General features: G+C 74.3%; 20 protein-coding genes. 8 read left to right on the top strand and 12 right to left on the bottom strand.

Annotated elements, in window-relative coordinates:
- Positions 1 to 42: 42 nt before the first annotated feature.
- The 5 genes from manA to ABD954_RS21070 all read right to left on the bottom strand — a co-directional run bounded on the left by manA (position 43) and on the right by ABD954_RS21070 (position 5,422).
- Complete coding sequence (gene manA, locus ABD954_RS21090; RefSeq protein WP_345487789.1) at positions 43 to 1,194, bottom strand: mannose-6-phosphate isomerase, class I; 1,152 nt, start codon at positions 1,192 to 1,194, stop codon at positions 43 to 45.
- 321 nt (positions 1,195 to 1,515) lie between these two features.
- A complete protein-coding gene (locus tag ABD954_RS21085; RefSeq protein ID WP_345487787.1) occupies positions 1,516 to 2,670 on the bottom strand; it encodes an SIS domain-containing protein in 1,155 nt (384 codons plus the stop codon).
- A 105-nt stretch (positions 2,671 to 2,775) separates the two neighbouring features.
- A complete protein-coding gene (locus ABD954_RS21080; RefSeq protein ID WP_345487785.1) occupies positions 2,776 to 2,958 on the bottom strand; it encodes a Trm112 family protein in 183 nt (60 codons plus the stop codon).
- Positions 2,959 to 3,535: 577 nt separating this feature from the next.
- Entirely contained in the window at positions 3,536 to 4,897 is a 1,362-nt protein-coding gene (locus ABD954_RS21075) for a phosphomannomutase/phosphoglucomutase (RefSeq protein WP_345487783.1), read from the bottom strand.
- Between the two features lie 90 nt (positions 4,898 to 4,987).
- Entirely contained in the window at positions 4,988 to 5,422 is a 435-nt protein-coding gene (locus tag ABD954_RS21070) for a DUF3499 domain-containing protein (RefSeq protein WP_345492353.1), read from the bottom strand.
- A gap of 305 nt (positions 5,423 to 5,727) precedes the next feature.
- Between ABD954_RS21070 and ABD954_RS21065 the strand changes: the two genes are divergently transcribed.
- Entirely contained in the window at positions 5,728 to 6,141 is a 414-nt protein-coding gene (locus ABD954_RS21065; RefSeq protein WP_345492351.1) for a metallopeptidase family protein, read from the top strand.
- 90 nt (positions 6,142 to 6,231) lie between these two features.
- Here ABD954_RS21065 and ABD954_RS21060 read toward each other — a convergent pair whose 3' ends face one another.
- The 3 genes from ABD954_RS21060 to ABD954_RS21050 all read right to left on the bottom strand — a co-directional run bounded on the left by ABD954_RS21060 (position 6,232) and on the right by ABD954_RS21050 (position 11,982).
- Positions 6,232 to 7,758 carry a DUF5719 family protein gene (locus ABD954_RS21060; RefSeq protein ID WP_345487781.1) on the bottom strand — a complete coding sequence of 509 codons (1,527 nt, stop codon included), beginning with the start codon at positions 7,756 to 7,758 and terminating at the stop codon, positions 6,232 to 6,234.
- Positions 7,755 to 11,468: a glycosyltransferase family 2 protein gene (locus tag ABD954_RS21055; RefSeq protein ID WP_345487779.1), complete on the bottom strand. Its 3,714-nt coding sequence runs from the start codon at positions 11,466 to 11,468 to the stop codon at positions 7,755 to 7,757. Before ABD954_RS21055 ends, ABD954_RS21060 begins: the two co-directional genes overlap by 4 nt.
- A gap of 250 nt (positions 11,469 to 11,718) precedes the next feature.
- Positions 11,719 to 11,982, bottom strand: a complete 264-nt coding sequence (locus ABD954_RS21050; RefSeq protein ID WP_345487777.1) for a WhiB family transcriptional regulator — start codon at positions 11,980 to 11,982, stop codon at positions 11,719 to 11,721.
- Positions 11,983 to 12,668: 686 nt separating this feature from the next.
- On the opposite strand from ABD954_RS21050, the gene ABD954_RS21045 reads away from it, so the two are divergent.
- Genes ABD954_RS21045 through ABD954_RS21035 form a run of 3 tightly spaced genes read left to right on the top strand, consistent with a single transcriptional unit; the run spans position 12,669 to position 15,539 of the window.
- A complete protein-coding gene (locus ABD954_RS21045) occupies positions 12,669 to 13,205 on the top strand; it encodes a cysteine dioxygenase (RefSeq protein ID WP_345487775.1) in 537 nt (178 codons plus the stop codon).
- 13 nt (positions 13,206 to 13,218) lie between these two features.
- Positions 13,219 to 14,193 carry a 2-phospho-L-lactate transferase gene (cofD, locus tag ABD954_RS21040; RefSeq protein WP_345487773.1) on the top strand — a complete coding sequence of 325 codons (975 nt, stop codon included), beginning with the start codon at positions 13,219 to 13,221 and terminating at the stop codon, positions 14,191 to 14,193.
- A gap of 5 nt (positions 14,194 to 14,198) precedes the next feature.
- Positions 14,199 to 15,539 carry a coenzyme F420-0:L-glutamate ligase gene (locus tag ABD954_RS21035; RefSeq protein WP_345492349.1) on the top strand — a complete coding sequence of 447 codons (1,341 nt, stop codon included), beginning with the start codon at positions 14,199 to 14,201 and terminating at the stop codon, positions 15,537 to 15,539.
- 17 nt (positions 15,540 to 15,556) lie between these two features.
- Here the strand turns inward: ABD954_RS21035 and ABD954_RS21030 are convergent, their stop codons facing one another.
- The 3 genes from ABD954_RS21030 to ABD954_RS21020 form a co-directional block, all read right to left on the bottom strand.
- Complete coding sequence (locus ABD954_RS21030) at positions 15,557 to 16,540, bottom strand: DNA-3-methyladenine glycosylase family protein (RefSeq protein ID WP_345487771.1); 984 nt, start codon at positions 16,538 to 16,540, stop codon at positions 15,557 to 15,559.
- Between the two features lie 81 nt (positions 16,541 to 16,621).
- Positions 16,622 to 17,704 (bottom strand): mannose-1-phosphate guanylyltransferase, encoded by a 1,083-nt coding sequence (manB, locus tag ABD954_RS21025; RefSeq protein ID WP_345487769.1) that lies wholly within the window; start codon positions 17,702 to 17,704, stop codon positions 16,622 to 16,624.
- A gap of 113 nt (positions 17,705 to 17,817) precedes the next feature.
- Positions 17,818 to 19,296 carry a peptidoglycan recognition protein family protein gene (locus ABD954_RS21020; RefSeq protein WP_345487767.1) on the bottom strand — a complete coding sequence of 493 codons (1,479 nt, stop codon included), beginning with the start codon at positions 19,294 to 19,296 and terminating at the stop codon, positions 17,818 to 17,820.
- A gap of 137 nt (positions 19,297 to 19,433) precedes the next feature.
- Here ABD954_RS21020 and ABD954_RS21015 point away from each other — a divergent pair, with 137 nt between their 5' ends.
- The 4 genes from ABD954_RS21015 (at position 19,434) to ABD954_RS21000 (ending at position 25,598) form a co-directional block, all read left to right on the top strand.
- Complete coding sequence (locus tag ABD954_RS21015; RefSeq protein ID WP_345487765.1) at positions 19,434 to 20,189, top strand: TIGR03089 family protein; 756 nt, start codon at positions 19,434 to 19,436, stop codon at positions 20,187 to 20,189.
- Between the two features lie 309 nt (positions 20,190 to 20,498).
- Entirely contained in the window at positions 20,499 to 21,638 is a 1,140-nt protein-coding gene (locus ABD954_RS21010; RefSeq protein ID WP_345487764.1) for an LCP family protein, read from the top strand.
- Between the two features lie 247 nt (positions 21,639 to 21,885).
- The gene (locus ABD954_RS21005) at positions 21,886 to 23,667 is read left to right on the top strand and encodes an LCP family protein (RefSeq protein ID WP_345487762.1); all 1,782 of its coding nucleotides are present in this window, start codon (positions 21,886 to 21,888) and stop codon (positions 23,665 to 23,667) included.
- Between the two features lie 50 nt (positions 23,668 to 23,717).
- Positions 23,718 to 25,598: an LCP family protein gene (locus tag ABD954_RS21000; RefSeq protein ID WP_345487760.1), complete on the top strand. Its 1,881-nt coding sequence runs from the start codon at positions 23,718 to 23,720 to the stop codon at positions 25,596 to 25,598.
- A 114-nt stretch (positions 25,599 to 25,712) separates the two neighbouring features.
- Here the strand turns inward: ABD954_RS21000 and ABD954_RS20995 are convergent, their stop codons facing one another.
- Positions 25,713 to 26,720 (bottom strand): glycosyltransferase family 2 protein, encoded by a 1,008-nt coding sequence (locus ABD954_RS20995; protein ID WP_345487758.1) that lies wholly within the window; start codon positions 26,718 to 26,720, stop codon positions 25,713 to 25,715.
- Positions 26,721 to 26,833 lie beyond the last annotated feature (113 nt).

The raw sequence follows: 26,833 nt of genomic DNA, 5'->3' as shown, positions 1-26,833 counted from the left end.
CGACGGCACCCTACTGCCGCCGTTCGGCCGGTCATTGTCGCATCAGGCGATGACGGTGGCGCGGAAGACGGTTCCCGTTCCGGACAGTTCGGTCGTTTCGCCCGCGGGTACGAACACCGACTCGCCCGGTGCGAGGGCCTCGCCGCCCACCCGGGGGCGGCCGGCGACGGCGAGGACGATCTGCGGCGTGGCGGCGGTGACGTCGGTGGGGGCGGCGCCCTCGGCGCGGACGAAGCGGGAGAGCCGGAACTCGTCGATGGGGGTGTCGTAGACCTCCTCGCCCGACGCGGACGCCTCGGGGCGCAGGATGTCGGGGTCCCCGGGCTCGAAGCGGACCACCCGCAGGAGTTCGGGGACGTCGACGTGCTTGGGGGTGAGGCCGCAGCGCAGCACGTTGTCGGAGTTGGCCATGATCTCGACGCCGAGGCCGTCGAGGTAGGCGTGCGGGACGCCCGCGCCGAGGAACATGGCCTCGCCGGGCTGGAGGGTCACCGGGTTGAGCAGCATGGCGGCGAGGACGCCGGGGTCGCTCGGGTAGTGGTGCGCGATACCCGCGTACGGGGCGTGGGCGCCGCCGAGGCGGGCGGCGGCGTGCGCGGCTTCGGCGACGGTACGGGCCAGGTCGGCGCGGTCGGCGGTGAGCAGCGCGGTGAAGACCTCGCGCAGGGCGGCTTCCTCGGGGTGGGCGTGGAGGAGGTCGACGTACGGCTTGAGGGAGTCCACGCCGAGCGCGTCCATCGCGTCGGCGGCCTCGGCGGGGTCGCGGAAGCCGCACAGGCCGTGGAACGGGGTGAGGGCGCAGATCAGTTCGGGCTTGTGGTTGGCGTCCTTGTAGTTGCGCCGCGGGTCGTCGAGGGGGATGCCGGCGGCCTCCTCGGCGGCGAACCCGGCCCGTGCCTGGTCGAGGTCGGGGTGGACCTGGAGGGAGAGGGGGGCGCCGGCGGCGAGCACCTTGAACAGGAAGGGCAGCCGGGGGCCGAACTTCTCGACGGCGGCCGGCCCGAGTTCGCGTACGGGGTCGGCGGCGATGAGCTCGTCGAGGGGGCCGCGGCCGGTGAGGGACGGGGCGCCGGGGTGGGCGCCCATCCACATCTCGGCCTGGGGCTCGCCGGTGGGGGCGACGCCGAGCAGCTCCGGGATGGCCGTCGTGGATCCCCAGGCGTAGGGGCGGACGGTGTTGACGAGGCGGTCCATGGGGCTTCCAGCTCTTCTCAGTGCGGGGGGCCGTTCCGGGGCGGGGGCCGTGATCGGGGCGGGGCTGCGCGGGGCCGGGTCCTGCGGGGCGGGCGGGGCGGCTGGTCGGGCGCGGGGCGGGCGGGGGAGGGCGGTTGCTCGGGGGCAGGGCGGTTGCTCGGGGGCGTACGGGGTGGGGGCGGCGGGGGCCGCACGGGTCGGGAGGGCTCGGGGGCGGGCGGAGTGCTCGGAGCGGCCGCTGGGGGCGGGGGCCCCTCGCGGCGCGAGGGCTGCTCGGGACGGGGGACCGGTCGGGGCGGGGCGGCTGTTCGGGGCGGGCGGCTATTCGGGGGCGTGGGCCGCGCAGGCGAGGGCCAGGTACACGGCGGCGAAGTCGGTGACCGCGAGGAGCTCGGCGAGGTTCTCGAGCGCGCTGCCCTCGTCCGGCTCCAGCTCGCTGATGGCGGTGCCGTGGCCGAGGGCGAGTTCGCGGGCGGCGGGGGCGGCACTGAGCGCGTTGCCCTCGGCGGGGCGGTCGCGCAGCAGGACCACCCGGGCGCGCAGGGCCTGCGGCTCCTCGACGCGGTCGCGGAAGAAGTCCTCGGGATCGGCACCCGCCGCGTAGTCGCCGGTGAGGAGCATGCCGTGGGCGGGCAGCGCCTCGGGCAGCTCGGCCACCAGGGCGGGCAGGCCCGCGAGTTCGGCGAGGACCGCGGCGAACCGCCGGCCGGCCGGGCCGGCCGCCTCGCCCTCGGTCCACACCAGCGGCAGCGAGTCGGCGAGCTCGGCGGCGAGGGTCTTCGCCGGGTTGCTGTAGGTGGCGATGGCGGGGCCGCAGCGCTCGGCCGTACGGTCCAGGCGGTCGGCGACCTGTTCCAGCGCCTCCGGCGGGGCCTCGACGAGACCGACCCGGTCGAGGAGCGCGAGCAGCGGCGTGAACAGCGCCCACAGGGCGCCGGGGCTCGCGGCGAGTGTCTCGGCGTACTCCTCGGCCGTCTCGTGCGGGGCCATCGCCATGGGGACGATGAGGCCGTGGGAGCCGTTCACGCTGTCGGCGAGCGGGGACTCCTTCGGGGCGACGGCGACGACGGTCATGCCGCGGCGGTACGCCTGCTCGGCGAGGAGCGCGAGGCCGGGCTCGGAGCCGTCCGTGGTCGGCAGCAGGAGCAGGTCCACCGAACCGGCCCAGCCGGGCAGCGCCCAGCGGAGCGCGCCGGCGGCGGGGGCGACGCCGGTGGGGCGCAGCCGGATCACCGGGGCCGCCGCGCCGGCGAGGGCGCCGACCAGGTCGGCGACACCGGCCGCCGCGGTGCCGGGGCCCGCGACGAGGACGGCGCGGGGGCGGCCCTCGGGGCGGAGCTCGGCGATGCCGGCCTCGCTGGCGTGCCGGGCGGCGGTGCGTACCCGCGCGCCCGCTTCCGCGGCGCCGCGGAGCAGGCCGCGGCGGTCGGCGAGGGCGAGGGCGTCCGGTGCGTCGAGGAGCGTCTCGTCGAGCATGTGGCGGGCCTCCGGTGGTCGGAGCGGGGCCGGCCGCCGTGCGTGGGTGCGGCCGGCGAGGTCTTCCGCGGGGGCGTTCCCCGAAGGGGTGTCCCCCTGGCGCGGCTACGCGGGGCGGCGGGCCTCGTCGACCAGCAGGACCGGGATGTCGTCACGGACGGGGTACGCGAGGCCGCAGTCGGAGGACGTGCAGACGAGCTCCGGGGTCTCCTCCGCCGTACGGTCGTTCAGCGGGGCGTGGCAGGCCGGGCAGGCCAGGATCTCCAGGAGGCCGGCTTCGAGCGGCATGGGGCGGGTCCCTTCGGACGGTTGCGGGCGTCGGTACGGCCGTGGGGGAAGGTACGGACGTACGGCGGTCTCGGGCCAGGTCAGCCTACCGCCGGGCCGCGTGCGGCGCCCCCGGCGCGGGGCGGGTTCGCCGCCCCGGACGCGGGGCGGCGCCGGGGCTACGGTGCGCCGTGCGCGTGGCGGGGAGGGGGACGCAGGTGGGCGGGGCGGGAAACGCGGCGGGGCGGTCGGGTGGCGGGGTCCGGCACCCGGGAACACCGCCGGGGCCCGCGAGGCGGCCCCGCCCCGGCCGGCACGCGCCCTGAGGGACGCCGTAGGTGCCGGAAGCGGAGGCGCCCGCAAAGGCCGTTCCGTCGCGCCCCCCGCTTTCCGTCGCGCCCGGCCGACCTGTCATGCCCGCCCGTTCCGTCGCGCCGTGCCCGCCCTTTACCTCGCCCCCGTCCGTTCCGGCTGGGGCCCGCCCGGAGGCGGGGTCTGGGGGACGGGGTCCGGGGGACGGGGTTCGGGGGACGGGGCCCGGGGCAGGAACGAACGCCCACGCCGGGGGGCGGGCCAGGAGCGCGCCCCCGGCGCGTCCCTAGGCGCGGATCAGGGCGAGGACCTCGTCGCGCAGGCCGGACATCGTGGCCTCGTCGCGGGCCTCGACGTTGAGACGGAGGAGGGGCTCGGTGTTGGAGGCGCGGAGGTTGAACCACCAGTCGGCGGAGGTGATGGTCAGGCCGTCGAGCTCGTCGAGGGTGACGCCGTCGCGGTCGGCGAAGGCGGACTTCACGGCGGCCAGACGGGCGGTCTGGTCGGCGACGGTGGAGTTGATCTCGCCGGAGGAGGCGTAGCGGTCGTAGGCCGCGACGAGCGCGGACAGCGGGCCGTCCTGGCCGCCGAGGGCCGCGAGGACGTGGAGCGCGGCCAGCATGCCGGTGTCCGCGTTCCAGAAGTCCTTGAAGTAGTAGTGGGCGGAGTGCTCGCCGCCGAAGATGGCCCCGGTCCTGGCCATCTCCTCCTTGATGAAGGAGTGGCCGACGCGGGTGCGGACGGGCGTGCCGCCGTTCTCGCGGACGACCTCCGGGACGGACCAGGAGGTGATCAGGTTGTGGATGACGGTGCCGCCGGGGTGCTTGGCGAGTTCGCGCGCGGCGACGAGGGCGGTGATCGCCGACGGGGAGACCGGGTCGCCGTTCTCGTCGACGACGAAGCAGCGGTCGGCGTCGCCGTCGAAGGCGATGCCGAGGTCGGCGCCCTCGGTGCGCACGCGCTCCTGGAGGTCGACGATGTTCTTCGGGTCGAGCGGGTTGGCCTCGTGGTTGGGGAAGGTGCCGTCGAGCTCGAAGTACATCGGGACGACGTCGAGCGGCAGGCCGCCGAAGACGGTGGGGACGGTGTGGCCGCCCATGCCGTTGCCGGCGTCGACGACGACCTTCAGGGGGCGGATCGAGGTGAGGTCGACCAGCGCCTTGAGGTGGGCCGCGTAGTCCTGGAGCGTGTCGCGCTCGCTGATGGTGCCCTCGGTCGCCGCCGGCTCCGGGGCGCCCTCGTCCGTCCAGCGCTCCACGAGGGCGCGGATGTCGGCGAGGCCGGTGTCCTGGCCGACGGGCGCGGCGCCGGCCCGGCACATCTTGATGCCGTTGTACTGGGCCGGGTTGTGGGACGCGGTGAACATCGCGCCGGGCAGGTCGAGCTGTCCGGAGGCGAAGTAGAGCTGGTCGGTGGAGCAGAGCCCGATGAGGGTGACGTCGGCGCCGAGGCGGGCCGCGCCGCGCGCGAAGGCGGTGGCGAGGCCGGGCGAGGAGGGCCGCATGTCGTGGCCGACGACGATGGCGTCGGCCTCGGTGACGCGGACGAAGGCGGCGCCGAACAGCTCGGCCAGGGTCTCGTCCCACTGATCCGGCACCACCCCGCGGACGTCGTACGCCTTCACGATCTGCGACAGATCAGCAGCCACGGATCAACCCTCCTGAAGTCTCGGCATGCGGTGCACGCGCCGGTGCGGCGCGCGTACGGAACGCCCAAACTACCCGGGATGGGGCCTTGATCAGTTATCGGGGGAACGCAGCACCCTCAGGTGGCCCCGGCGGCCGACCTCCACGGGGTCGCCGCCGCGGCCGCCCTTGCCGGCGCCGCCGGCCTCGGCCGCGCGTTCCTGGGGGCGGGCGGCTTCGCGCACGGCGTTGGCGAGGGCTTCGAGGTCGTCGCCGCTGGGCCGGGCGGGGGCGCTGCCGTCGGAGAGCCGCACGACCTCCCAGCCGCGCGGGGCGGTGAGGCGCTCGCTGTGCTCGGCGCACAGGTCGTAGCAGTGGGGCTCGGCGTAGGTGGCGAGCGGGCCGAGGACCGCAGTCGAGTCGGCATAGACGTACGTCAGTGTCGCGACGGCAGGGCGGCCGCACGCGGTGCGCGAACAGCGACGTACAGGGCTCACGACGTTGGACGGTACCGCACTCTTGAGCGGGCCGCGACGACTCTCCCCCAGGTCACTCCACCGTGTCGCGGTGTGACGTCCGCCACGGACCGGTCGCGGTCGCCGGTTCTGACCTGCGGGAGCGGCGGGGCGGCGGGCCGCGGGGAGCGTGCGATCCGGACAGCGGGAGGGAGAAATCCGGTCAACCACAGCCAGATGGCCGATCCCGGGGGGCGCGGTTTTCGCGCCGTCCGGCGGCCGGAACGGTCGCTTTCGGACAGCGGGTGCGGTCACGTGCCCCCGTGAGCGGCTTCCCGGACCGGCCCGGGAACACCGGAGAGAGTTACGCTGCGTCAGTGACCGACACCACCGAGAGCATGGAGAGTCCCGCGCCGCGCGTGCGGCGCCGCGACCGGCACGGCCGGGGCATGCGGGGGCCGGTCGCCCCGCCGCAGGTCCCGCTGTCGGCGAGCCGGGCGGACACCTTCCGCGATCTGGTCCTGGATTCGGTGGAGCGGCTGGAGCGGCGCTGGCCGCAGCTGGCGGACGTGGAGTTCCTGGTGATGGAGGTCCCTCCGTCGGTGACGAGCGAGACGGTGCCGCTCGGCGGTTCGACCCCGGCGGAGAAGGACGAGCCGGCCCGGGTCGTCGTCTACCGCCGCCCGGTCGAGATCCGCTCGAAGAGCCGTGACGAGCGGGCCCTGCTGGTCCACGAGGTGGTCGTGGAGCAGGTCGCGGACCTGCTGGGCCTCTCCCCCGAGTCCGTCGACCCGCGCTACGGGCAGGACTGAGGCCCGTACCGGCCCGGGAGTCCGGCCCGGGAGCCCGGCCCGGGAGTCCGGCCCGGGAGTCCGCCCCGGCGGTCCGGGCCGGCGGGCTCGTCAGTCGTCCAGGACCGACAGGTCCTGCCGCGCCTCGGGGACCTGGACGGTGCCCCGGTCGTCGGCCAGCGTCTGGATCGTGAACATCGGGATGCCGTCCTGGGGCAGTTCCAGCATCCGGGCCGCGTGCACGGGGCCGCCCGAGAGGCGTTCCACGGTCAGCGCGTAGGAGCCCTTGAGGCCCTCGGGCAGCGGTGCGGCCAGCGTGGTGGTGGTGCCCGCCTTCACGGTGACGTTCCTGGTGACCGGGGTGCCGCCCTGGGAGCCGGCGGAGGCCGTGATCCGCACCTCGGCGGCGGCGCCGGGCGCGGTCAGGGTCAGCGTGGAGCCCTTGGACCGGTTGTCGGCGACGGTCGCCCGGCCGTCGACGGCGGCGGTGGCGGGGATGAACGCCACCTCCTGCCGGTCGCCCTTGCCCCGCACCACCCGCAGCGCGGCCACGACCGGCGTGGCCTTCTTCGGGTCGGACGGGCTCAGGAGCAGGGAGCCGGGTTCGCCGCGGGTGAGGTCGGCCAGGTCGACGGCCGCGGTCATGCCGGACTTGACGTGCAGGGCGCCGGCGCTGGCCGGGACGATGGTGCCGGTCGGGGTGACGAGCTGGATCTTCAGGTCGGCGTCGTCGTCGCCCGGCGCGTACGCCACCAGCCGCACCGAGGTCGCGTCGGCCGGGATGCCGGGCAGGACGGCGGTGCCGGCCGGGTCGGCGGAGGCCGGCAGCCAGTCGCTTCCCAGCGTGTCGTCGGCCGAGCGGAGGACCGCGCCGACGCGTCCGCTGCGCGTGGTCACGTGGACGGTGACGTCCTGCTGGGCGGGGTCGGTGGTGAGGGTGGAGAGCAGCACGGGGACGCTGGAGTGGGCGGGGACCGCGATGCCCTCGGTGATGTGGGTGGTGAGCGGTCCCTCGGGGCCGTGGAGCTCGATGTCGGCGACGGCGGCGGTGTCGTCAGGGTTGGTGAGGTGGACGTAGTCCTGGCGCTGCTTGGCGGTGGAGGCGGCCGGGAACCAGAAGTCGGTGTCCGGGGCGGTGCAGCCGACGCCGAGCAGGCCGCGCGAGCCGCCGGCCGGCACGACGGTCGTCTGCTGGACGGTCCAGCCGGGGGCGAGCGCGCCGTTCGCCGAGCCGGTCAGGGCGGGTGCGGTGGCGCCGTCGGCCTCGGCGGTGACGGGCGTGCCGGGCTTGGTGACGGTGGCGGGCGCCTTGGGCGGCCTGGGCGGCTTCGCCGGGGCCTCGCCGGGCGTGCCGGCCGCGGCGGCGGGCCGCAGTTCGGCCTTGGCGGACCCGGCCTGGGAGGGTGCGCGTTCACCCGCGGTGCCCTTGGAGACCGGTGTGTACGAGGTGTACGTGGTCTCGGCCACCTCGGAGGTGCTGGGCACCGGGCAGAGCAGGCTGGTGCGCTCGACCGGCAGCGGGACGGACGCCTCGAGGGTCTCGGTCACGGTGCCGTCGGGCGCGGTCAGGGCCGCGGCGCCGGTGACGGCGGCGAGGGTGGCGGCGACCGCGATCAGGGAGAGGGTGGTGCGCTTCACTGGTTGCTGCTCCCGTCGGGACGCTGCTGCTGCTCGTAGCCGTACGGGTCGTACGCCTGCTGGTCGTAGCCGTTCTGCTGGTCGTAGCCCTGCTGCTGCTCGTAGCCCTCGTAGCCGTTCTGGCCCTCGTAGCCGTTCTGCTGGGCGTACGGGTCGTACGGCTGCTGCTGCGGGTAGGGCTGGGGGTCGTACTGCTGCGGGTACTGCGGCTGGGCGTAGGGGTCGTAGGACGGCTGCCCGTAGGGGTCCTGGCCCTGGTCCTGGTAGTAGCCCGGCTGCGGAGCCGCGGCGTACTGGCCGTCCCATTCCGGCTGCGGCTCGTAGCGCGGCTGCTCCGGTACGGGGACGGGGACGGGCTCGGGGGCCGGCTCCGCAGCGTTCCGTTCCGCTTCCGCTTCCGCTTCCGCTTCCGCGGCCGCCTCGGCCTCGGCGGCGGCGCGCAGGCGGCGGGCGCGGCGGCCGTCGCCCTCGGCGGCCGGGGCGGGCACGGCGAGTTCCTCGTCGGGCAGGTCGTCGTCGACGTCGCGGCGGCGGCCGGGCAGGGCGAGGACGAGCAGCACGAGGGCGAGGGCGGCCTGCGTCCAGATCCACGCGGTGTGGGTGAACGGCTCCTCGTGGGTGAGGTCGAGGCGGCCGCCGGCGGCGGGCAGTTCGAAGCCCTGCGCCCAGCCGTCGACGGTGGTGGGCGTGAGCTCCTTGCCGTCGAGGGTGGCGGTCCAGCCCTCGTCGGCGCGGTCGGCGAGGCGCAGGACGCGGTCGGCGGGCCCGGCCGGGAGGTCGGTGTGGGCCTCGACGGGTCCGGCGGCGACGGTGACCGGCCGGTCGGGGGCGTCCGCGGGGCCGGTGGCGGCGGCCTTGGTGCCGCCCGGGACGATCGTGACGCGGGCGACCTCGCGGTCGACGCGCCACAGGGCGCTGCCGTCGAGCTGGCTGAGCCGGGACAGGCCCGGGGTGGCGTCCAGGACGCGGCTCATGGAGCGCGGTGCCCCGTCCCGTACGAGGACGTAGCGGATCGCGAAGCCGCTGAGCTCGCGGGTCTGGTCGGCGCCGGAACCGGCGACGAGGTGGGCGACGACCTCGTCGAGTTCGGGGTCGCTGCCGCCCGCCGCGGCGAGTTCGGCGTCGCCGAGGCGGGCCCCGGAGCCGCGGACGAGGGTGTAGGACACCTGGCCGGGCGAGCTGCCGCCGAGGACGAGGGTGCGGGCCTGGTCGCGGGTGCCGCTCTCCTCGGCGACGAAGGCGGGGACCTGGACCGGGTCGCGGCGGGTGAGCGGGCCGTCGGCGCCGCCGATCATCCAGGTGGTGGCGGCGACGACCGGGCCGAGGGCGCAGGCGAGGGCGACGAGCGCGGCGACGGGCTGGCGCCAGCCGAAGCCGTGCGCGGCGACGCGGGTGCGGCCGCCTTCGGCGCCGATCATGCCGGCGGCGATCAGGGCGGCGCCGTAGACGAGGGTGGCGGGTCCGGCCCAGCCGGTCTCCGCGTCACCGGCGCCGTTGGCGAGGACGGCGAAGAGGAGTCCGGCGAGGGCGGCGGCCCAGGCGGCGCGGACGGCGAAGGCACGCTCCTCGCGCAGCAGGGCGCCGAGGGCGGCGAGGACCAGGCCGATGAGCACGAGTCCGCCGGTGGTGCCGGGACCGCCGGGGCTGGTGCCGAGCAGGTCGAGCGCGGAGGCGCTGCCCGTGCGGATGTCGAGGCCGGCCTCGCGCAGGAAGGCGGAGGGGCTGGTCAGCAGGGACAGCGACCAGGGGGCCAGGACGAGGAGCGGGGTGCCGACGGTGGCGAGGAAGCGCAGCGCGTAGGCGGTGATGTCGTTCCGGCGCAGGACGAGCACGCCGAGGCCGAGGACGACGGCGAGCGGCCAGACGACCGGCGTGAACGCCGTCGCGAAGGTGAGCAGGAAGGTGTACGCCCAGGTGGCGCGCCAGCTGCCGCGCTCGGTGCCGCCGTCCTGCGCGGGGCCGCGGCCAAGGCCGTGGGCGGCGACGGCGGCGCGGGCGATGAGCGGCAGCAGGATGGCGAGGACGGCGGTGCCGAGCCGGCCGGTGGCGAGGGCGCCGGTGGCGGCGGGCAGGAAGGCGTAGGCGATGGCGCCCCAGGCGCGCAGGAGCCGGGACTCGACGATGCCGCGGGAGGCGAAGTACGCGGTGCAGCCGGCCAGCGGGACCGAGCAGACGAGCAGCAGGGTCAGCGCGAAGGAGGTCGAGCCGAGGAAGAGGGCGGAGAGCGCGGCCAGGACGGCGAGGTAGGGCGGGGCGGTCTGGGTGCCGCCGGTGCCGAGGGCGTGCCAGCCGTCGGCGTAGCGCGACCAGAGGCCGCCGACGCTGTCGGGGGCGGGCAGCAGGGCACCGCCGGCGAGGGAGCCGCCGCCGAAGAGGTTGCGGCAGGCGACGACGGAGACGACGAGCAGGAGGGCGAAGAGGACGGGGCCCGGCTTGCGGGCGATCTTCTTCAACCGGGCGAACTGCTCGATCTCCAGGTAGTCGGCGTCGTCTCCGCCGGGTCCGGACTCCACCGCGCCGTGGCGGGAGCCGCCGGAGTCGGCGTCGGAGCCGCCGAAGTGGGAGGCGATCTGTTCGACGGTGGCGCGGACGGTGGCGCCGGGGGCCGGGAAGAGGGAGCGGAGTTCGCTCGCGGGGACGGCCGGGTTCTTGCGCCGTCTGCGGGCGGCCAGGATCTTCTCGGGCCGCAGCAGGGTGGCGAGCAGGCCCATGATCTCGTCGACGGCCTGGCCGGGCGCCTTGCCGACGAGGTAGGCGAGGGTGCGCAGCAGGGTGCCGAGGACGACGCGGAGGAACACGTACGGCAGGGCGGCGCCGCGGGTGTTGGCGAGCAGCGTGTAGACCGCGCCGGCCTTGTCGACGCGGTGCGGGTCGGCGGCCGAGCGGCCGGCGCAGTCGACGGTGCGGCGTTCGCGGGCGGACGCCTCGGCGTGGCGCAGCACGGCGTCGGGGGCGACGAGGACGCGGTGGCCGGCGGCGTGGGCGCGCCAGCACAGGTCGACGTCGTCGCGCATGAGGGGCAGGCGGCGGTCGAAGCCGCCGAGCTCCTCGTAGACGTCGCGCCGGATGAGCATGCCGGCGCTGGAGACGGAGAGGACGGAGCGGATCTGGTCGTGCTGGCCCTGGTCCTGTTCGCGGCGGTCGAGGCCGGTCCAGCGGCGGCCGCTGCGGGCGATGGAGACGCCGGCTTCGAGGAGCTGCTTCTTGTCGTACCAGCCGCGGAGCTTGGGGCCGATGACGGCGGCGTGTGCGTCGGAGTCGGCGACGCGCAGGAGTTCGGCGAGGGCGCCGGGCTCGGGGGCGCAGTCGTCGTGGAGCAGCCAGAGCCACTGGACGGGCTCGCCGTGCGGAAGTTCGGGCAGGTCGTAGGCGTCGTCGCGCCAGGTGCGGGTGACCGGGTCCCAGCCGCTGGGCCGCTTCAGATAGGGAAGGTCGTCGGGGCCGAGGACGGGGGCGGTGCGCGCGGCCTCCTCGACCGCGGCGCCGAATCCGGTGCGGCGGGCGAGGTGGAGGACGCGGTCGTCGCCGAGGGCGTCGGCGAGGAGCCGTGCGGAGTCGTCGGCGCTGCCGGTGTCGGCGGCGACGGCGTTCTGTACGGGGCGCTCCTGGGCGAGCAGCCCGGCGAGGGCGTCCGGCAGCCAGCGGGCGCCGTCGTGGGCGACGAGCACGGCGGTGACGACGTGTCGTGGGAACTCAGGAGTTGAGGACATCGAGCTACGGGCCCTCCGGCCGGGGTCGCCCGCGGGGGGCGTGGGTGCGTCTCGGACGGAGGCCCACACTAACGGCAGACACGAGGGGGCGGCGCCCGGCGGCTCGATGAGGGGCGGCGGCCGGACCGCGGGCGGGCACGACAACGGTCCGCCGCCTGTGGACAGGGCACAGGGTGCGGACCGTTCGTGGTGTGCGGCTTCGCGTCCCGGCGTACGCGCTCTCGCGTACGGGCCGGGCGGATGGCCGGATTCAGACGGCGGCCTTCTTGAGGCGGCGGCGTTCGCGCTCGGACAGGCCGCCCCAGATGCCGAAGCGCTCGTCGTTCTGCAGCGCGTATTCGAGGCATTCGGAGCGGACCTCGCAGGCGAGGCAGACCTTCTTGGCCTCTCGGGTCGAGCCGCCCTTCTCGGGGAAGAAGGACTCGGGGTCGGTCTGGGCGCACAGTGCGCGCTCCTGCCAGCCGAGTTCCTCGCCCGCGTCCTCGACCAGCAGTTCCTGGAACAACTCGGTCATCTGCGCCCCTCGTCCGTCTTTGCGTCCCCGTGATGTCGCCGTTGTCGGTTCCGGATGATCCGGCCGAACGACACGAGTGAAATTACAAGTTCGTGCTCTGTGCGAGTCAAGCGGAGATCTGCTATTGGGCCCCGTATTCACTCTGCGGAACCAAGCCTATGCGGAAAGTGTTCAAATCACCAAAAACCTGACACATGCCACGGGCCTGGTTCCACGGTCGCGCCCCACAGAGAAGGACGCCCGGGACTTGGATCTTGTTGCGATCCGGCCACGGAAGCGATCCGGATCACAGTCTGATCACAAGACCCCCGCCGCGTTCACCGCCACGGTTGCTGCGCCATCTGTCCTGGTCACCCCGTGCACAAACCTTTCTCCCGGCACAGTAACCGGATGAGGTGAAACATTGCCCCCAAATCGGGCATTGAGTTGACAGTCGGGTGTCCCTCCCGCCACTTTGGTGGCATGCCAGCGATCTCAGCGCCCTCCGCGACCCACGCCCGTGGGTTCCGCCGCGCTGTCCAGGCTCGCTGTTGCTGTTGCTGTCCCAGCTGTTGACGCGCGCCCTTCTTCCAGCGCTCCGGCTTCCCGCCCGGCCCTCCCACGGCCGTGGCAGCTCTCCCGTTGCACCCCGCGCTCCACCCCTGATCTGCGACACCCCAGCACTCCTGCCGAGGAACCACCGCACCATGAACATGGACAGCGACCTTCAGATCGCCGGCGACATCCTTGAGGTCCCGCACCTCCTGCAGCCCGCCCGCGAGCACCCCGCCACCGTGGCCGAGTTCGTCGGTCTCGCCCGCGAGATCGCCGCCGACCGCGCCCTGTGGGCCCCCTCTGTCGAGTACGACGCCACCACCCGCTGGTACCACCGGCTCCGCACTGGCCCCGGCTACGAGGTGTGGCTGCTCTCCTGGCTGCCCGGACAGGGCAGCGGCACGCACGACCACGGCCCCTCCTCGGGCGTACTGACCGTCCTGGAGGGCGAACTGACGGAGCGTACGGAGCGGGGCGGGCGGGCGCTCGGCCCCGGCTCCGAGCGCGTCTTCGCGCCCGGCTACGTCCACGAGGTCGTCAACGACTCCCTGGAGCCGGCCGTCAGCCTGCACGTCTACTACCCGGGGCTCACCGAGATGCCGATGCACGAGTCGGTGCGCGAGCAGTGCGCCCCGGCGACCGCCGCCGCCACCGCCGCCCCGGCCGCCCCCGGAGTCGTGTCCGCCTGACAGACTGCACCGCATGCGCATTGTGGTTCTGGCCGGTGGCATCGGTGGTGCCCGCTTCCTTCGCGGCCTCAAGCAGGCCGCGCCGGACGCGGAGATCACGGTCATCGGCAACACCGGTGACGACATCCACCTCTTCGGCCTCAAGGTCTGCCCCGACCTCGACACCGTCATGTACACCCTCGGCGGTGGCATCAACGAGGAACAGGGCTGGGGCCGCGAGGACGAGTCCTTCACCGTCAAGGAGGAGCTGGCCGCGTACGGGGTCGGGCCCGAGTGGTTCGGCCTCGGCGACCGCGACTTCGCCACGCACATCGTCCGCACCCAGATGCTGGGCGCCGGCTATCCGCTGAGCGCCGTCACCGAGGCGCTGTGCGACCGCTGGCAGCCCGGCGTCCGGCTGATCCCGATGTCCGACGACCGTGTCGAGACGCACGTGGCGATCGACGTGGACGGCGAACAGCGGGCCGTGCACTTCCAGGAGTACTGGGTGAGGCTGCGCGCCTCCGTGGACGCGCGGGCCGTCGTCCCGGTGGGCGCGGAGCAGGCGAAGCCCGCGCCGGGCGTCCTGGAGGCCGTCGCCGAGGCCGACGTCATCCTCTTCCCGCCGTCCAACCCGGTCGTGTCCGTCGGCACGATCCTCGCCGTCCCCGGCATCCGCGAGGCCGTCGCCTCGGCCTCGGCGCCGGTCGTCGGCCTCTCCCCCATCGTCGGCGACGCGCCGGTGCGGGGCATGGCCGACAAGGTCCTCGCGGCGGTCGGCGTCGAGGCGACGGCCGCTGCCGTCGCCCGGCACTACGGCTCCGGGCTCCTCGACGGCTGGCTCGTCGACACCGTCGACGCGGGCACGGTCGCGGACGTCGAGGCGACGGGCATCCGCTGCCGCGCGGTGCCGCTGATGATGACCGACCTGGACGCCACGGCCGCGATGGCCCGCGAGGCCCTGGCACTCGCGGCGGAGGTCGGCGGCGCACCCGGAGCGGGCGCGTGACGGGGGTGGATCCGCTGGGCGGGACCGGGCACGAGGGGGCCGGGGAGGTGCCGGCCCGGTACGAGGTGTGGGCGCTCGCCGGGCTGCCCGAGGTCGGCGAGGGCGACGACATCGCCAAGCTGATCGCCTCCGTCTCACCGGGGCTCGTCGACGGGGACGTGCTGCTCGTCACCTCCAAGATCGTGAGCAAGGCGGAGGGGCGCACGATCGCCGCCGCCGACCGCGAGGAGGCGATCGACGCCGAGACCGTCCGGGTGGTGGCGCGGCGCGGACCGCTGCGGATCGTCGAGAACCGGCAGGGGCTCGTCATGGCCGCCGCCGGGGTCGACGCCTCCAACACCCCTGCCGGAACGGTCCTGTTGCTGCCCGAGGACCCGGACGCCTCGGCCCGGCGGATCCGCGCGGGGCTGCGCGAGGCGCTCGGCGTCGACGTCGGGGTCGTCGTCACCGACACCTTCGGCCGGCCCTGGCGCAACGGGCTCACCGACGTGGCCATCGGCGCCGCGGGCGTGCGGGTCCTGGACGACCTGCGGGGCGCGGCCGACTCCCACGGCAACGAGCTGAACGTGACGGTCGTCGCCACCGCCGACGAACTCGCCGCCGCCGGAGACCTGGTCAAGGGCAAGGTGTCCGGCCGGCCCGTCGCCGTCGTCCGCGGACTGCGCCATGTCGTCACCGGCGACGAGGAGCCGGGGGCGCGCGCCCTCGTGCGCGGCGCGGCCGACGACATGTTCCGGCTCGGGACGTCGGAGGCGGTCCGCGAGGCGGTGACGCTGCGGCGCACCGTACGGGAGTTCACCGACGACCCGGTCGACCCCGGCGCGGTGCGCAGGGCCGTGGCCGCCGCCGTCACGGCACCGGCCCCGCACCACACCACCCCCTGGCGCTTCGTGCTCCTGGAGTCGCCGCGGGCGCGGCTGCGCCTGGTCGACGCCATGCGGGACGCGTGGATCGCGGACCTGCGGGCGGACGGGAGGTCCGAGGAGTCGATCGCCCGGCGGATCCGCCGCGGGGACGTCCTGCGCAACGCGCCGTACCTGATCGTGCCCTGCCTGGTCATGGACGGCGCCCACCACTACGGCGACCCGCGCCGGGACGCCGCCGAACGCGAGATGTTCGTGGTGGCGGCGGGCGCGGGCGTGCAGAACCTGCTGGTGGCGCTGGCCGGGGAGCGGCTCGGCTCGGCGTGGGTGTCGTCGACGATGTTCTGCCGTGACGTCGTACGGGAGGTGCTGGAGCTGCCGCAGGACTGGGACCCGATGGGCGCGGTGGCCGTCGGCCGGCCGGCGGCACCGCCGAAGGAACGGCCGGCGCGGCAGGCGGCGGCGTTCGTGGAGGTGCGCTGACGCCGTCCCCCCGGCTCTCAGAGCGCCCTGATGTCGCCGGGGGTCATCCGGGGCGCCCGCCGGGGCGGGACGCGGCCGCTGAGCAGGATCAGGCGGGCGGCGCGGTGGCGCTGGCCCTCGTAGGGCGCGAGCAGCTCCAGCATCGCCGCGTCGTCGGCCGTACGGTCGCCCGCGAGGGCCCAGCCGACGATGCCGGGGAGGTGGAGGTCGCCGGTCGTGACCTCGTCGGGGGCGCCGTTGCTGCGCTGGATCGTCTCCGCGGAGGTCCACGGGCCGATCCCGGGGACGCGCTCCAGGCGCTCGCGGGCCTCGGCCGGCGGCATGCGCGCGGCCTCCTCCAGGCGGGCCGCGACCCGGGCGGCGCGCACGATGGTGGCGGAACGCTTGCCGTCCACGTTCGCGCGGTGCCACTCCCAGGACGGGATCATCGCCCACGTACGGGCGTCGGGCATCACGTACATGCCGTCCGGCGCGGGGCCCGGCGCGGGCTCGCCGTACTTCCGCACGAGTCCCCGCCAGGCGCCGTACGCCTCGTGCGTCGTGACCTTCTGCTCCAGGATCGACGGGATCAGCGACTCCAGGACCAGGCCGGTGCGGGTGAGCCGCAGGCCGCGGCGGGCGCGGTGGGTGAGGGCGAGCAGCTTGTGGCGGGGGACGAAGGCGGCGGGGTCGTCGTCGGCGCCGAGGAGCGCGGGGAGCCCTTCGAGGAGCCAGGGCCCGCCGGGACCCCACGCCTCCGCCTCCACCGCGCCACCCCGCACCCGGACCCGCAGGGTCCCGGCGCCGTCCGGCGTACGGCTGGCCCGCCACACCGAGCCGTCGGCCGTGGCGCGGAAGGTGGGGTCGGCGGGGCCGCGGCGCAGGGGGCCGAGCGTGAGGCCGAGATCCAGGTCGTGGGCCGGGTCCCGCTCCAGGACGAGGGTGGCGCGGGGTACGGGGACGTGGCCGCCGCGGACGGTGGTGCGCGTGGTGGGGGTGCGGGGGGCGAAACGGCCGGCCATGCCGTCGAGCCTATCCGCCCCGCCGCCCGTCCGGCCCCGCTGTGACCTCCGCCTCACGGGGCCGGTCCGGCCCCGTGGGAGCTACTGGTCGGAGGAGAAGCGCACCGCGGCGGCGGGGAGTCTGGCTTCGCACCAGACGCGCACGCCGTCTCTCAGCTCGTTGTCCGCTCCCACGTCCGCGCCGTCGCCGATGACCGCGCCCGTCAGGACCGTGCGGGCGCCGATGCGGGCGGCGGTGCCGATGAGGGAGTCGGTGATGACGGCGCCGGGTTCGACGACGGCGTCGGCCAGGATCGTGGAGCCGGTGATGCGCGCCCCGGAGCCGATCACGGCGCCGGGACCGACGACCGTGCCGCCGGTCAGCTTGGCGTCCGGGGCGACCGTGGCCGTGTCCAGGACCAGGCGGTCGCCGCAGCGGCCCGGCACCGCCGGGGACGGGGCGCGGCCGAGGACGAGGTCGGCGGAGCCGCGGACGAAGGCGTGCGGGGTGCCGAGGTCGAGCCAGTACGTGGAGTCGACCATGCCCTGGAGGTGGGCGCCGCGGGCCAGCAGCTCGGGGAAGGTCTCACGTTCGACGGAGACCGGCCGCCCGGTCGGGATGGTGTCGATCACCGAGCGCCGGAAGACGTACGCCCCCGCGTTGATCTGGTCGGTGACGATCTCCTCGGGCGTCTGCGGCTTCTCCAGGAAGGCCGTGACCCGGCCGGTCTCGTCGGTGGGCACGAGCCCGAAGGCGCGCGGGTCCTCGACCCGGGTGAGGTGGAGGGAGACGTCCGCGCCGGAGGACTGGTGGGTGTCGACCAGGGCGCCGATGTCGAGTCCGGTGAGGATGTCGCCGTTGAAGACGAGGACCGGGTCCTCGGGGCCCGAGCGCAGCCGGGAGGCGACGTTGCGGATCGCGCCGCCCGTCCCGAGGGGCTCCTCCTCGGTCACGTACTCGATGCTGAGCCCGAGTGACGACCCGTCGCCGAAGTACGGCTCGAAGACCTCCGCGAGGTAGGAGGTGGCGAGGACGATGTGGTCCACGCCGGCCGCCCTGGCCCTGGCCAGCTGGTGCGTCAGGAAGGGCACACCGGCCGCCGGGACCATCGGCTTGGGCGTGTTGACCGTCAGGGGACGCAGCCGGGTGCCTTTGCCACCGACCAGGAGAATCGCTTCGGTCACCTGTCGTCTCTGCTTCCTGTTCGGGTCCGGTCTCGTCGCCGGGGTGGTGCTCGCGCGCCCGTCCGTACGATATGACCGGTCAGTTTATGCAGATGGTTGAGTCCATCACCGCATCAGCGCCTTCCCTGGTACTTCGCCGAGGCCGTACGGGTGGTGCCGAGCTTGCCGTAGAGGCGCCCGCCCGGGCACTCGGTGGCGAACCCGTCGCGGTGCCCGGCGATGGCGTTGAACTTGACCTTCTTGCCCTTCTTGTAGAGGTTTCCGCCCCCTGAGGTGAGATACGACTTCCCCTTCGGATTCACCCCGTGCAGCCCCAGCTTCCACGCGGTCAGCCGTGCGATGGCCGTGACGACGGCGGCCGGCGGGTTGGTGCTGCCGTAGGAGCCGAGGACCGCGATGCCCATGCTGTTGGTGTTGAAGCCGAGGGTGTGGGCGCCGAGCACCGGCTTGGCGACGCCGCCGGCGCGGCCCTCGTAGATGTTTCCGCACTTGTCGACGGCGAAGTTGTAGCCGAGGTCCCGCCAGCCGCTGCTCTTGACGTGGTAGCGGTAGATGCCGCGCAGGATGGAGGGGGCCTGCTTGCAGGTGTAGTTGTTGCCGGTGGCGCTGTGGTGGACGAAGGCCGCCTTGATCGTCTTGGTGTAGACGAAGCCCTTCTCGCGGATCTTCTCGTCGGCGCCCCAGCCCTTGCGGGTGACGATCTTCGGGCGCGGGCCGATGTACGGCTTCGCCGCGCGCCGCTCGGCCGGGAGGGCGTCGGGTGCGGCGGGGGCCGCCGCGGCGGCTGCGGCCGGTGCCGCCACGCGCGCCGCAGGTGCGGCGGGCCAGGGCGGGGCGCCGGGGTCGCCGAGCGCGGCGAAGTCGGGCGCGGCTCCGGCGTCGGCCGGGGCCGCGGAGTCGTGCGGGGCGGAGGAGTCGTGCGGGGCGGAGGAGTCGTGCGGGGCGGGGGCGGGCGGTGCGGCGGGTTCCGGTCCCGGGTCGACCAGTTCGAGGCGCAGACCGGCCGGCAGCGGAGCCTCCCCGGCGTGCCCGTCCGGGTGTACGCGGACCTCCACGCCGTCGGAGTCGCCGACCCACAGGGGCGCGGTGGAACCGCGCAGGGCGCCCGAACGGCCCTCCCCCGTCCCCGGGTCGGCGCCGTGCTCGCCGTTGTGGGTCTCCAGGTCCTGCCAGTCCGACCAGACGCCGTCCGCCCTGGCACGGGTGCGGACCTGCACGGTGCCGTGCAGCGGGGCCCGTACGTCGTCCCAGACCACGCCGACGAGCGAGAACGGTCTGACGTCCTGTGCGGCGAGTCCCCGGCCCGCCGGATCGGCGGCTCCGGGCGTACGACTCCGCGGCCCCTTCGGGACGAGCGGTTCGAGCGGGAGCGACTGCGTGGAACCGGCGACGTCCGCCGCGGACGTGCCGGCGTGGCGGGCAGCCGGGCCGGCGGCGCCGGCCGCGGGCCCGTGGGTCCCTGGAGCACCTGGGGCTCCAGCGGCACCCGGAACCGGGGTGACCGCGCCCGTGGCCGGGGTCGCGAGGGTGAGCGGCAGGGTGAGTGCCGCCGCACAGGTGACGGCGATCGAGGAGACGAGATGAACGCGCATGGGCCGATCGTCCGCACCGCGCGGGCGTTCCGCTCGGCGGGAATCCCGGGGGAAACTGACACCCCGTCGGGCCGACCGGAGGACGGGCGTCACCGGTACGGGGGACCCCGCCCGCAGCCGCGCGTACGCTAGCCCGCGTGAACGCCAGCGACCGCACCCCCGCCGACCTGCTGCGATCCGCGCTCGCCGCGGACCCGGCCCGCCCCTTGGTCACTTTCTACGACGACGCCACCGGTGAACGCGTGGAATTGTCGGTGGCCACCTTCGCCAATTGGGTGGCCAAGACCGCCAACCTCCTCCAGGGCGAGCTGTCCGCCTCGCCCGGCGACCGGCTCGCGCTGCTGCTGCCCGCGCACTGGCAGACCGCCGTGTGGCTGCTCGCCTGCGCGTCCGTCGGAGTGACGGCGGAGGTGGGCGGCGACCCGGCCGCCGCCGACTACGTCGTCGCGGGGCCCGACGCCCTGGAGGCGGGCCGCGCCTGCTCGGGCGACCGGATCGCGCTCTCCCTCGCCCCGCTCGGCCGCCGCTTCGCCGAAACGCCCGCCGGATACGCGGACTACGCGGTGGAGGTGCCCGGCCAGGGTGACCGCTTCGCCCCGTTCGTACCGGTCGACCCGGGTGCGCCCACGCTCGTCGTCGACGGTATGGAACTGACGGGCGTCCAGCTCGTCGAGCGGGCCCGCACGGACGCCGCCCAGCTGGGGCTCGGCCCGGGCGCACGGCTCCTGACCGATCGCTCGTACGACACCTGGGCCGGCGTCTCGGCGGGTCTGTACGCGCCGCTCGCCGCGGGCGGGTCGGTGGTCCTGTGCCGCCACCTCGACCAGCTCGGCGCCGAGGGCCTGGCCAAGCGCGTGGAGAGCGAACGGGTCACCCTCACCCTCACCGACTGAGCCGCCTGACCGGACGACACCGTGGCGCCCCGGCGCCACCCCTCGAAGCGGCGCCCCCGTACCGGCGCCGACGCCCCCCGGGCCCCCGCGCGGACGCGGGGGCGGCGCGCGCGCACCGCGCCCCGGACCGTTCACCACCCGTACGGCCCATCGACGCGCCGAGTACCCGGGCTCCGACGGGGAGTCCGGTACATGATCGGCCGGGGGGTGCTGTGGCCTTCCGCAGAACCAAGCGCCGCGAACGGCCGTCTCCCTCAGCGACGACGGGCGGCCGGCGCACGAAGACGCCATCGAGGACGGACCGAAGACGTGACGGACAGCGCAGACTCGCCCGCCGAGGCCGGAGCCGAAGGCGACGGCGGACGCAAGCGGCACTGGCTGCGCTGGACCGCTCTCGGGACGGCGGTCGTGGTGCTCGCCGCGGCCGGGGCCGGGTGGTGGCTGTACCGCAAGCTCGACGGCAACATCACCACCGACACCACCGCCGCCGCCGAACTCCTCAAGTACGAGAAGGAGCGGCCGTCACCGACCGTCAACGCGGCGCGGAACATCCTGCTGATCGGCTCCGACACGCGGGCCGGGGCCGGGAACCGGCAGTACGGGCGGGACAAGGGCACCCAGCGCTCGGACACCACGATCCTGCTGCACCTCTCGGCGCGCGGCGCGGGGGCCACGGCCGTGTCCATCCCGCGGGACCTGATGGTGAACATCCCGAGCTGCACGAAACCGGACAGGACGCGCAGCGAAGCCATGTTCGCCCAGTTCAACCTCGCGTTCGAGTACGGCGGCACGGCCTGCACGATCCGCACCCTGGAGAAGCTCACCCGCATCCGGATCGACCACCACATGGTGATCGACTTCCAGGGCTTCAAGAAGATGGTCGACGCCGTGGACGGGGTGGAGCTCTGCCTGAAGGAGCCGATCGACGACGCCGACGCCCGCCTGAAGCTGCCCGCCGGACGCCAGACGCTCCGCGGCGAGCAGGCCCTGGGCTTCGTGCGGGCCCGCAAGACGCTCGGCAACGGCAGCGACACCGAACGGATGGACCGTCAGCAGCAGTTCCTCGGCGCCCTGGTCAACAAGGTGCAGAGCGACGGCGTGCTGCTCAACCCGACCCGGCTCTACCCGGTCCTGGACGCGGCCACCAAGTCCGTCACGACGGACGCCGGCCTGGACTCGCTGCGGGACCTGTACGACCTGGCGCGCTCCCTGCGGGCCGTCCCGACCGAGAAGGTGCAGTTCCTCACGGTGCCGCGGCGGCCCTACACGTACAACCCGAACCGGGACGAACTGGTGCAGCCCGCGGCGGACCAGCTCTTCGCGCGGCTGCGCGCCGACCGGCCGGTGACCGTCCGGCCGGGCGGCAGCGGCAAGCCGGAGACGGAAGGCCCGAACGCCTCGACGGCGCCCTCCTTCCCGGGACGGAACGCGGCGGAGGGGGCCTGCTAGCGGGACGCGGGGGACGGAATTCGTAAAGGCGTGACCAAGGGGAGGGTGACTGTGCATGGGGTTTGAGCGAAATGCCCGGTTGTAAGGGGCGTGGAATTTGTCACGGACGTCGCCCCACGCTGAACTGGGCGGATAGTGTGACGCGATCCGGTGCACCCGACCGCGTGGTCGCGCACTCAAGGATCGAACGACCGAGCGCCCGAGGGGGAGGCGCCTCGCGTGGCACCGACGGAGGACTCAGGTAACCGTGGACGCGCACAGCCGTGGACGGGCGGAGGAGATCGACCCCGCCGACCAGTGGGTACTCAACCCGCAGACCGGCAACTACGAACTGCGACTGGACCACTCCGTTGGGCAGTCGCAGCCTGCCCCGTCCCCCTCGCGCCCGCAGGCGGCCGGCGTCGTTCCCACACCGACCCGCAGGGCGCAGGGCCGGGGGGCCCAGGCCCCGGGCGGGCAGGGCCGGGGCGCCCAGGACCGCCTCACCGAGACGATGCCGCCCGTCCCGGGCCAGCGCCGCCGCCGTGCCGCCGAGCCCGCCGAACGGCCCGGTGCGCCGAGCCGCCGCAAGCGCAAGCCGGCGAAGTCCCGCAAGAAGAAGGTCCTGATGTGGACCGGCGGCACGATGGCCTTCGTGCTCGTGGGCGGCGCCGCCGGCGCGTACGCGCTCTACCGGCACTTCGACAACAACATCAACACCATCGAGGTCGCGGGCGGCAGCGACGGCGGCTTCAAGAAGGACGCCGCCTTCAACATCCTCCTCATCGGCACCGACAAGCGGACCGGTGAGGGCAACGGCGGCTACGGCGACAAGAACAGTCCCGGCCATGCCGACACCACGATCCTCTTCCACGTCTCCAAGGACCGGACGAACGCCACGGCGATGTCCATCCCGCGCGACCTGATGACCGACATCCCGGAGTGCGAGACCAAGCTGCCCGACGGCACGGTCAAGACGATCCCGGCCCAGTCGGGCGTCCGCTTCAACGTGAGCCTCGGCCAGTCCGGCCGTGACCCCGGCTGCACGATGCGCACGGTCAAGGAGATCACCGGCCTGACCGTCGACCACTTCATGATGGCCGACTTCAACGCGGTCAAGGAGATGACGACGGCCGTCGGCGGCGTGAAGGTCTGCGTCGAGCGGCCGATCGACGACCCCAAGTCGCATCTGAAGCTGCCCAAGGGCGAGTCGACGATCATGGGCGAGCAGGCCCTCGCCTTCGTCCGCACCCGCTCCAGCTTCGGCAACAAGAGCGATCTCGACCGCATGCGGATCCAGCAGCAGTTCCTGAGCTCGATGATCCGGCAGATGAAGTCGGACGACACGCTGACCTCGCCGAGCAAGCTGTACGACCTCGCCGAGGCCGCGACCAACGCCCTCACCGTGGACACCGGGATAGGGAGCATCTCCAAGCTCAAGTCCCTGGCCTCGGAACTGACCCAGATCGACACCAAGAACATCACGTTCCTGACCATGCCGGTCATCGACAATCCGAACGAGCCCCGCCCGGTCACGGTCGTCCCCGACCCGACCGAGGCGCCGCGGCTCTTCGAGATGATGAAGTCCGACACCTCGCTCACCGAGGTGAAGAAGAAGGAGCAGGACGCCAAGAACGCCCAGGCCGAGGCCCAGGCGGCGCTCCTGAAGGGCACCCGCTCCACCGCCCGCGAGGTCCGCGTCGACGTCTACAACGGCAGCGGCGTCACGGGCGCGGCGCAGAAGACGATCGACTGGCTCCAGAACGAGCACGGCGTGACGCGGTCGAGCAACAAGAGCAACGCCCCCGAGAAGGCGGCGAAGACCACGCTCACGTACGCACCGAACCAGGCCGACCAGGCCCGCAAGCTCGCGGACCTGATGGGCCTGCCCGCCTCGGCGCTCAAGCCGGGGACGCAGGACGCCGGGGAGCGCGAGCCCATGACGCTCGTCCTCGGCGCGGACTTCAAGGGCGCGGGGGTGCCCCTCACCGGTCCGGCGAAGGCGCCGGAGGGTGCGCAGACGGCAGACAAGCAGGTGTGCGCCAAGTGACCCGGCGGTGCCGGGTACCGGGGCACACCTGAGTGACGAGGAGACCAGGGGTGGGACAGAACGGCGTGGGCAGGGAGGGGACGCGGGAACGCGTCACCCACCCCCGCGACTTGGGCTGGGACGAGAGTCTCTACGAGGACGGGGCCGGCGACGACGGTCCGGGCGGACGCCCGGGCCGCACCGTGCCCCGCTCGCGCCGCGCCCGCGGGGGGTCCGGCCCGGGCGGACGCCCGGGCCGCACCGTGCCCCGCTCGCGCCGCGCCCGCGGGGGGTCCGGCGACGACGGGGGTTCCGGCGGCGGGTCCGCGGGCGGGGGCGGCTCGGTCGGCGAGGACGGCGGGGACGGCTCCGTCAGCGGGAGCGGTCCGTCCGGCGGGGGCGGCGCTCGCCGGGCCCGCCGGCGCAGCGGTCCGCGCCGGCGGGCCCGGAAGGCGGGCAAGCGCAAGGTGCTGCGCTGGGTGGCCGCGACGCTGTCGCTGCTGATACTCGGCACGGCCGGCGCCGGATACCTCTACTACAAGCACCTCAACGACAACCTCCGCGGCGGCAGCCGCGCGGGCGGCGACAGCGGCGTGAAGAAGGCCGCGCCGAACGCGCTGGGCGACACGCCGCTCAACATCCTCCTCATCGGCTCGGACAGCCGCGCCGACGCGAGGAACGTGGCCCTGGGCGGCGGCAAGGACCAGCGGGACCGCAAGCCGCTCGCCGACGTGCAGATGCTGCTGCACGTCTCGGCGGACCGCAAGAACGCCTCGATCATCTCCATCCCGCGCGACACGGTCGTCCCGATCCCCAAGTGCCGCGACGGCGAACAGACGTACCCGGCCACCAGCACCCGGCCCATCAACGAGACGCTGAGCCGCGGCGGCCCGGGCTGCACCCTGACCACCTGGGAGACGCTCACCGGGGTCTACATCGACCACTGGATGATGGTCGACTTCGCGGGCGTGGTGGCGATGGCCGACGAGGTGGGCGGCGTCCCGGTCTGCGTCAAGACCGGTGTGTGGGACCGGTCGACCCGGGACCAGAAGGGCGGCTCCGGCCTGAAGCTGCCCGAGGGCACCCACGAGGTCAAGGGGGAGCAGGCGCTCCAGTGGCTCCGCACCCGGCACGCGTTCGGCAGCGACCAGAACCGTGCCAAGGCCCAGCACATGTACATGAACGGCATGATGAAGAAGCTCCAGGAGCAGAACGCCTGGAGCGACACCGGCCGGCTCATGGGCCTCGCGGACGCCGCCACCCGGGCGCTGAGGGTCTCCGACGAGATCAAGTCGGTGAAACGGCTCTTCGACCTGTCGATGCAGCTGAAGAACGTGAAGCTGGACCGGCTCACGACGGCCACCGTGCCCACCCGGCCCTACCCGGGCAACCCCCGGGCGTGGCTGGAGCCGATCCCGCCGTCCGCCGACAAGATGTGGTCGATGCTCCGCGACGACGTCGCCTTCGACAAGAACGGCGACCCGGCCGACAAGCCGAAGCCGAGCGCCTCCACGAAGCCGTCGGCGACCGCCCAGGCGCCGGGTTCCTTCCCCGTCACGGTCGTCAACGGCACCGCGGGCGACGGCCAGGCGCCCGCCGAGGGCCGGGCCGGCTCGATCGCCGAGAACCTGCGGGGCAAGGGCTTCACGCAGGCCGACTCCTCCCGGGACGCCAAGCCGCGCAAGGACAGCACGGTCTTCTACCCGAAGGCGGCGGGCGAGCAGGGCAAGGCGAACGCGGTGTCCGTGGCCACCTCGCTGGGCCTGCCGGCGACCGCCGTCCGCCCGGACGGCGAGGTGTCGGAGATCACCCTGGTGGTCGGCTCGGACTGGCGCGAGGGCGGCACGTACAAGCGGCCGACGGTCCAGGCGGGCGACCTGCCCGAGGGCGCGTCCAGCAAGACCGACTGCATGGACGTCTACTCGGTCTACCGCTGGGACGGCAAGAGCTGATCCCGCGTCTGTCGTGACGTTCCCGTACGACGGTGGCCGGGCCCCTTCCCCAGGGGCCCGGCCACCGTCGTACGCACAGCGCGGCCGTCGCGCGGACGGCGCGGCCGACGGCCGTTACGCCGCGACCGCCGGGCGCTTGCTCGCGATGACCTTCTTCGCCAGCGAGCGCGGGCTGGTGAGGAAGCCGAAGCCCCAGGACATGTGCATGGTCGCCAGGGCCACCGGGATCTGCAGCCGCGCCTTCAGGGACAGGCCCTTGCCCGCCGGGACGGAGCCCACGGTGATCGCGGCCAGATAACCGGCCGGGACCAGGAAGCCGAGCGGGGTGACGAGCGCGCCCACCACGGTGCCCGCGGCGATCGCGCAGACCGCGGCCGGCGGGGCCAGATAGCGCAGGTTGATGGAACCCTCGTGGTAGCGGGCCACCACGTGCCGCCAGCGGCCGTAGTCCTTGTACTGCTTCGCCAGCGCGCGGACGCTCGGCCGCGGCCGGTACCGGACGCGCAGCTCCGGCGAGAACCAGATCAGACCGCCGGCCTCGCGGATGCGGAAGTTCAGCTCCCAGTCCTGGGCGCGGATGAACTCCTCGTTGTAGCCGCCCTGCTGCTCCAGGGCCTCGCGGCGGAACACCCCGAGGTAGACGGTCTCGGCGGGGCCGGCCGCGCCGCCCGTGTGGAAGGACGCGTTGCCCACGCCGATCCGGGAGGTCATCGCGGCGGCGACGGCGTCCTCCCAGGCGTTCTCGCCCTCGGCGTGCATGATGCCGCCCACGTTCTGCGCGCCGGTCTCCTCCAGGAGGCGGACGGCGGTCGCGATGTAGTTCGGCGACAGCATGCCGTGACCGTCGACGCGGACCACGATCGGATGGCGGGATGCCTTGATCGCCGCGTTGAGGGCGGCGGGGGTACGGCCCGTGGGGTTCGGCACGGTGTGGACCCGGGGGTCCTCGCGGACGAGCTCGGCGGCGATCTCGTCGGTGCGGTCCGTGGACGGGCCGAGCGCGATCACCACCTCCATCTCGCCGTCGTACTCCTGCTCGAGGATGTGGCGGACCGAGTTGCGCAGATGCCGCTCCTCGTTGAGGACCGGCATGATCACGGAGACAGGGGGCGTGGCGTTCATCGCCCGCCACGTTACCGCGAACGGGGGACACGTTCGCGCGCCTCGGGTGCCGATGCGGGGTGGCGCTGATCGTATGGGCTTACGGTGCTCACGGTGTCCCTGTCCCACCCGCG

The sequence above is a fragment of the Streptomyces roseoviridis genome (assembly GCF_039535235.1).
In the GTDB taxonomy this organism is placed as follows: domain Bacteria; phylum Actinomycetota; class Actinomycetes; order Streptomycetales; family Streptomycetaceae; genus Streptomyces; species Streptomyces roseoviridis.
Note: the sequence above shows the minus strand (reverse complement) of the source record. Positions and strands in the feature narration are given on the sequence as shown.

Excerpts from the sequence above, each read along its gene's own strand:
- manA (WP_345487789.1), bottom strand. The coding sequence starts at position 1,194 with ATGGACCGCCTCGTCAACACCGTCCGCCCCTACGCCTGGGGATCCACG.
- ABD954_RS21085 (WP_345487787.1), bottom strand. The coding sequence starts at position 2,670 with ATGCTCGACGAGACGCTCCTCGACGCACCGGACGCCCTCGCCCTCGCC.
- ABD954_RS21080 (WP_345487785.1), bottom strand. The coding sequence starts at position 2,958 with ATGCCGCTCGAAGCCGGCCTCCTGGAGATCCTGGCCTGCCCGGCCTGC.
- ABD954_RS21065 (WP_345492351.1), top strand. The coding sequence starts at position 5,728 with ATGGAGAGTCCCGCGCCGCGCGTGCGGCGCCGCGACCGGCACGGCCGG.
- ABD954_RS21055 (WP_345487779.1), bottom strand. The coding sequence starts at position 11,468 with ATGTCCTCAACTCCTGAGTTCCCACGACACGTCGTCACCGCCGTGCTC.
- ABD954_RS21050 (WP_345487777.1), bottom strand. The coding sequence starts at position 11,982 with ATGACCGAGTTGTTCCAGGAACTGCTGGTCGAGGACGCGGGCGAGGAA.
- ABD954_RS21045 (WP_345487775.1), top strand. The coding sequence starts at position 12,669 with ATGAACATGGACAGCGACCTTCAGATCGCCGGCGACATCCTTGAGGTC.
- cofD (WP_345487773.1), top strand. The coding sequence starts at position 13,219 with ATGCGCATTGTGGTTCTGGCCGGTGGCATCGGTGGTGCCCGCTTCCTT.
- ABD954_RS21030 (WP_345487771.1), bottom strand. The coding sequence starts at position 16,540 with ATGGCCGGCCGTTTCGCCCCCCGCACCCCCACCACGCGCACCACCGTC.
- ABD954_RS21020 (WP_345487767.1), bottom strand. The coding sequence starts at position 19,296 with ATGCGCGTTCATCTCGTCTCCTCGATCGCCGTCACCTGTGCGGCGGCA.
- ABD954_RS20995 (WP_345487758.1), bottom strand. The coding sequence starts at position 26,720 with ATGAACGCCACGCCCCCTGTCTCCGTGATCATGCCGGTCCTCAACGAG.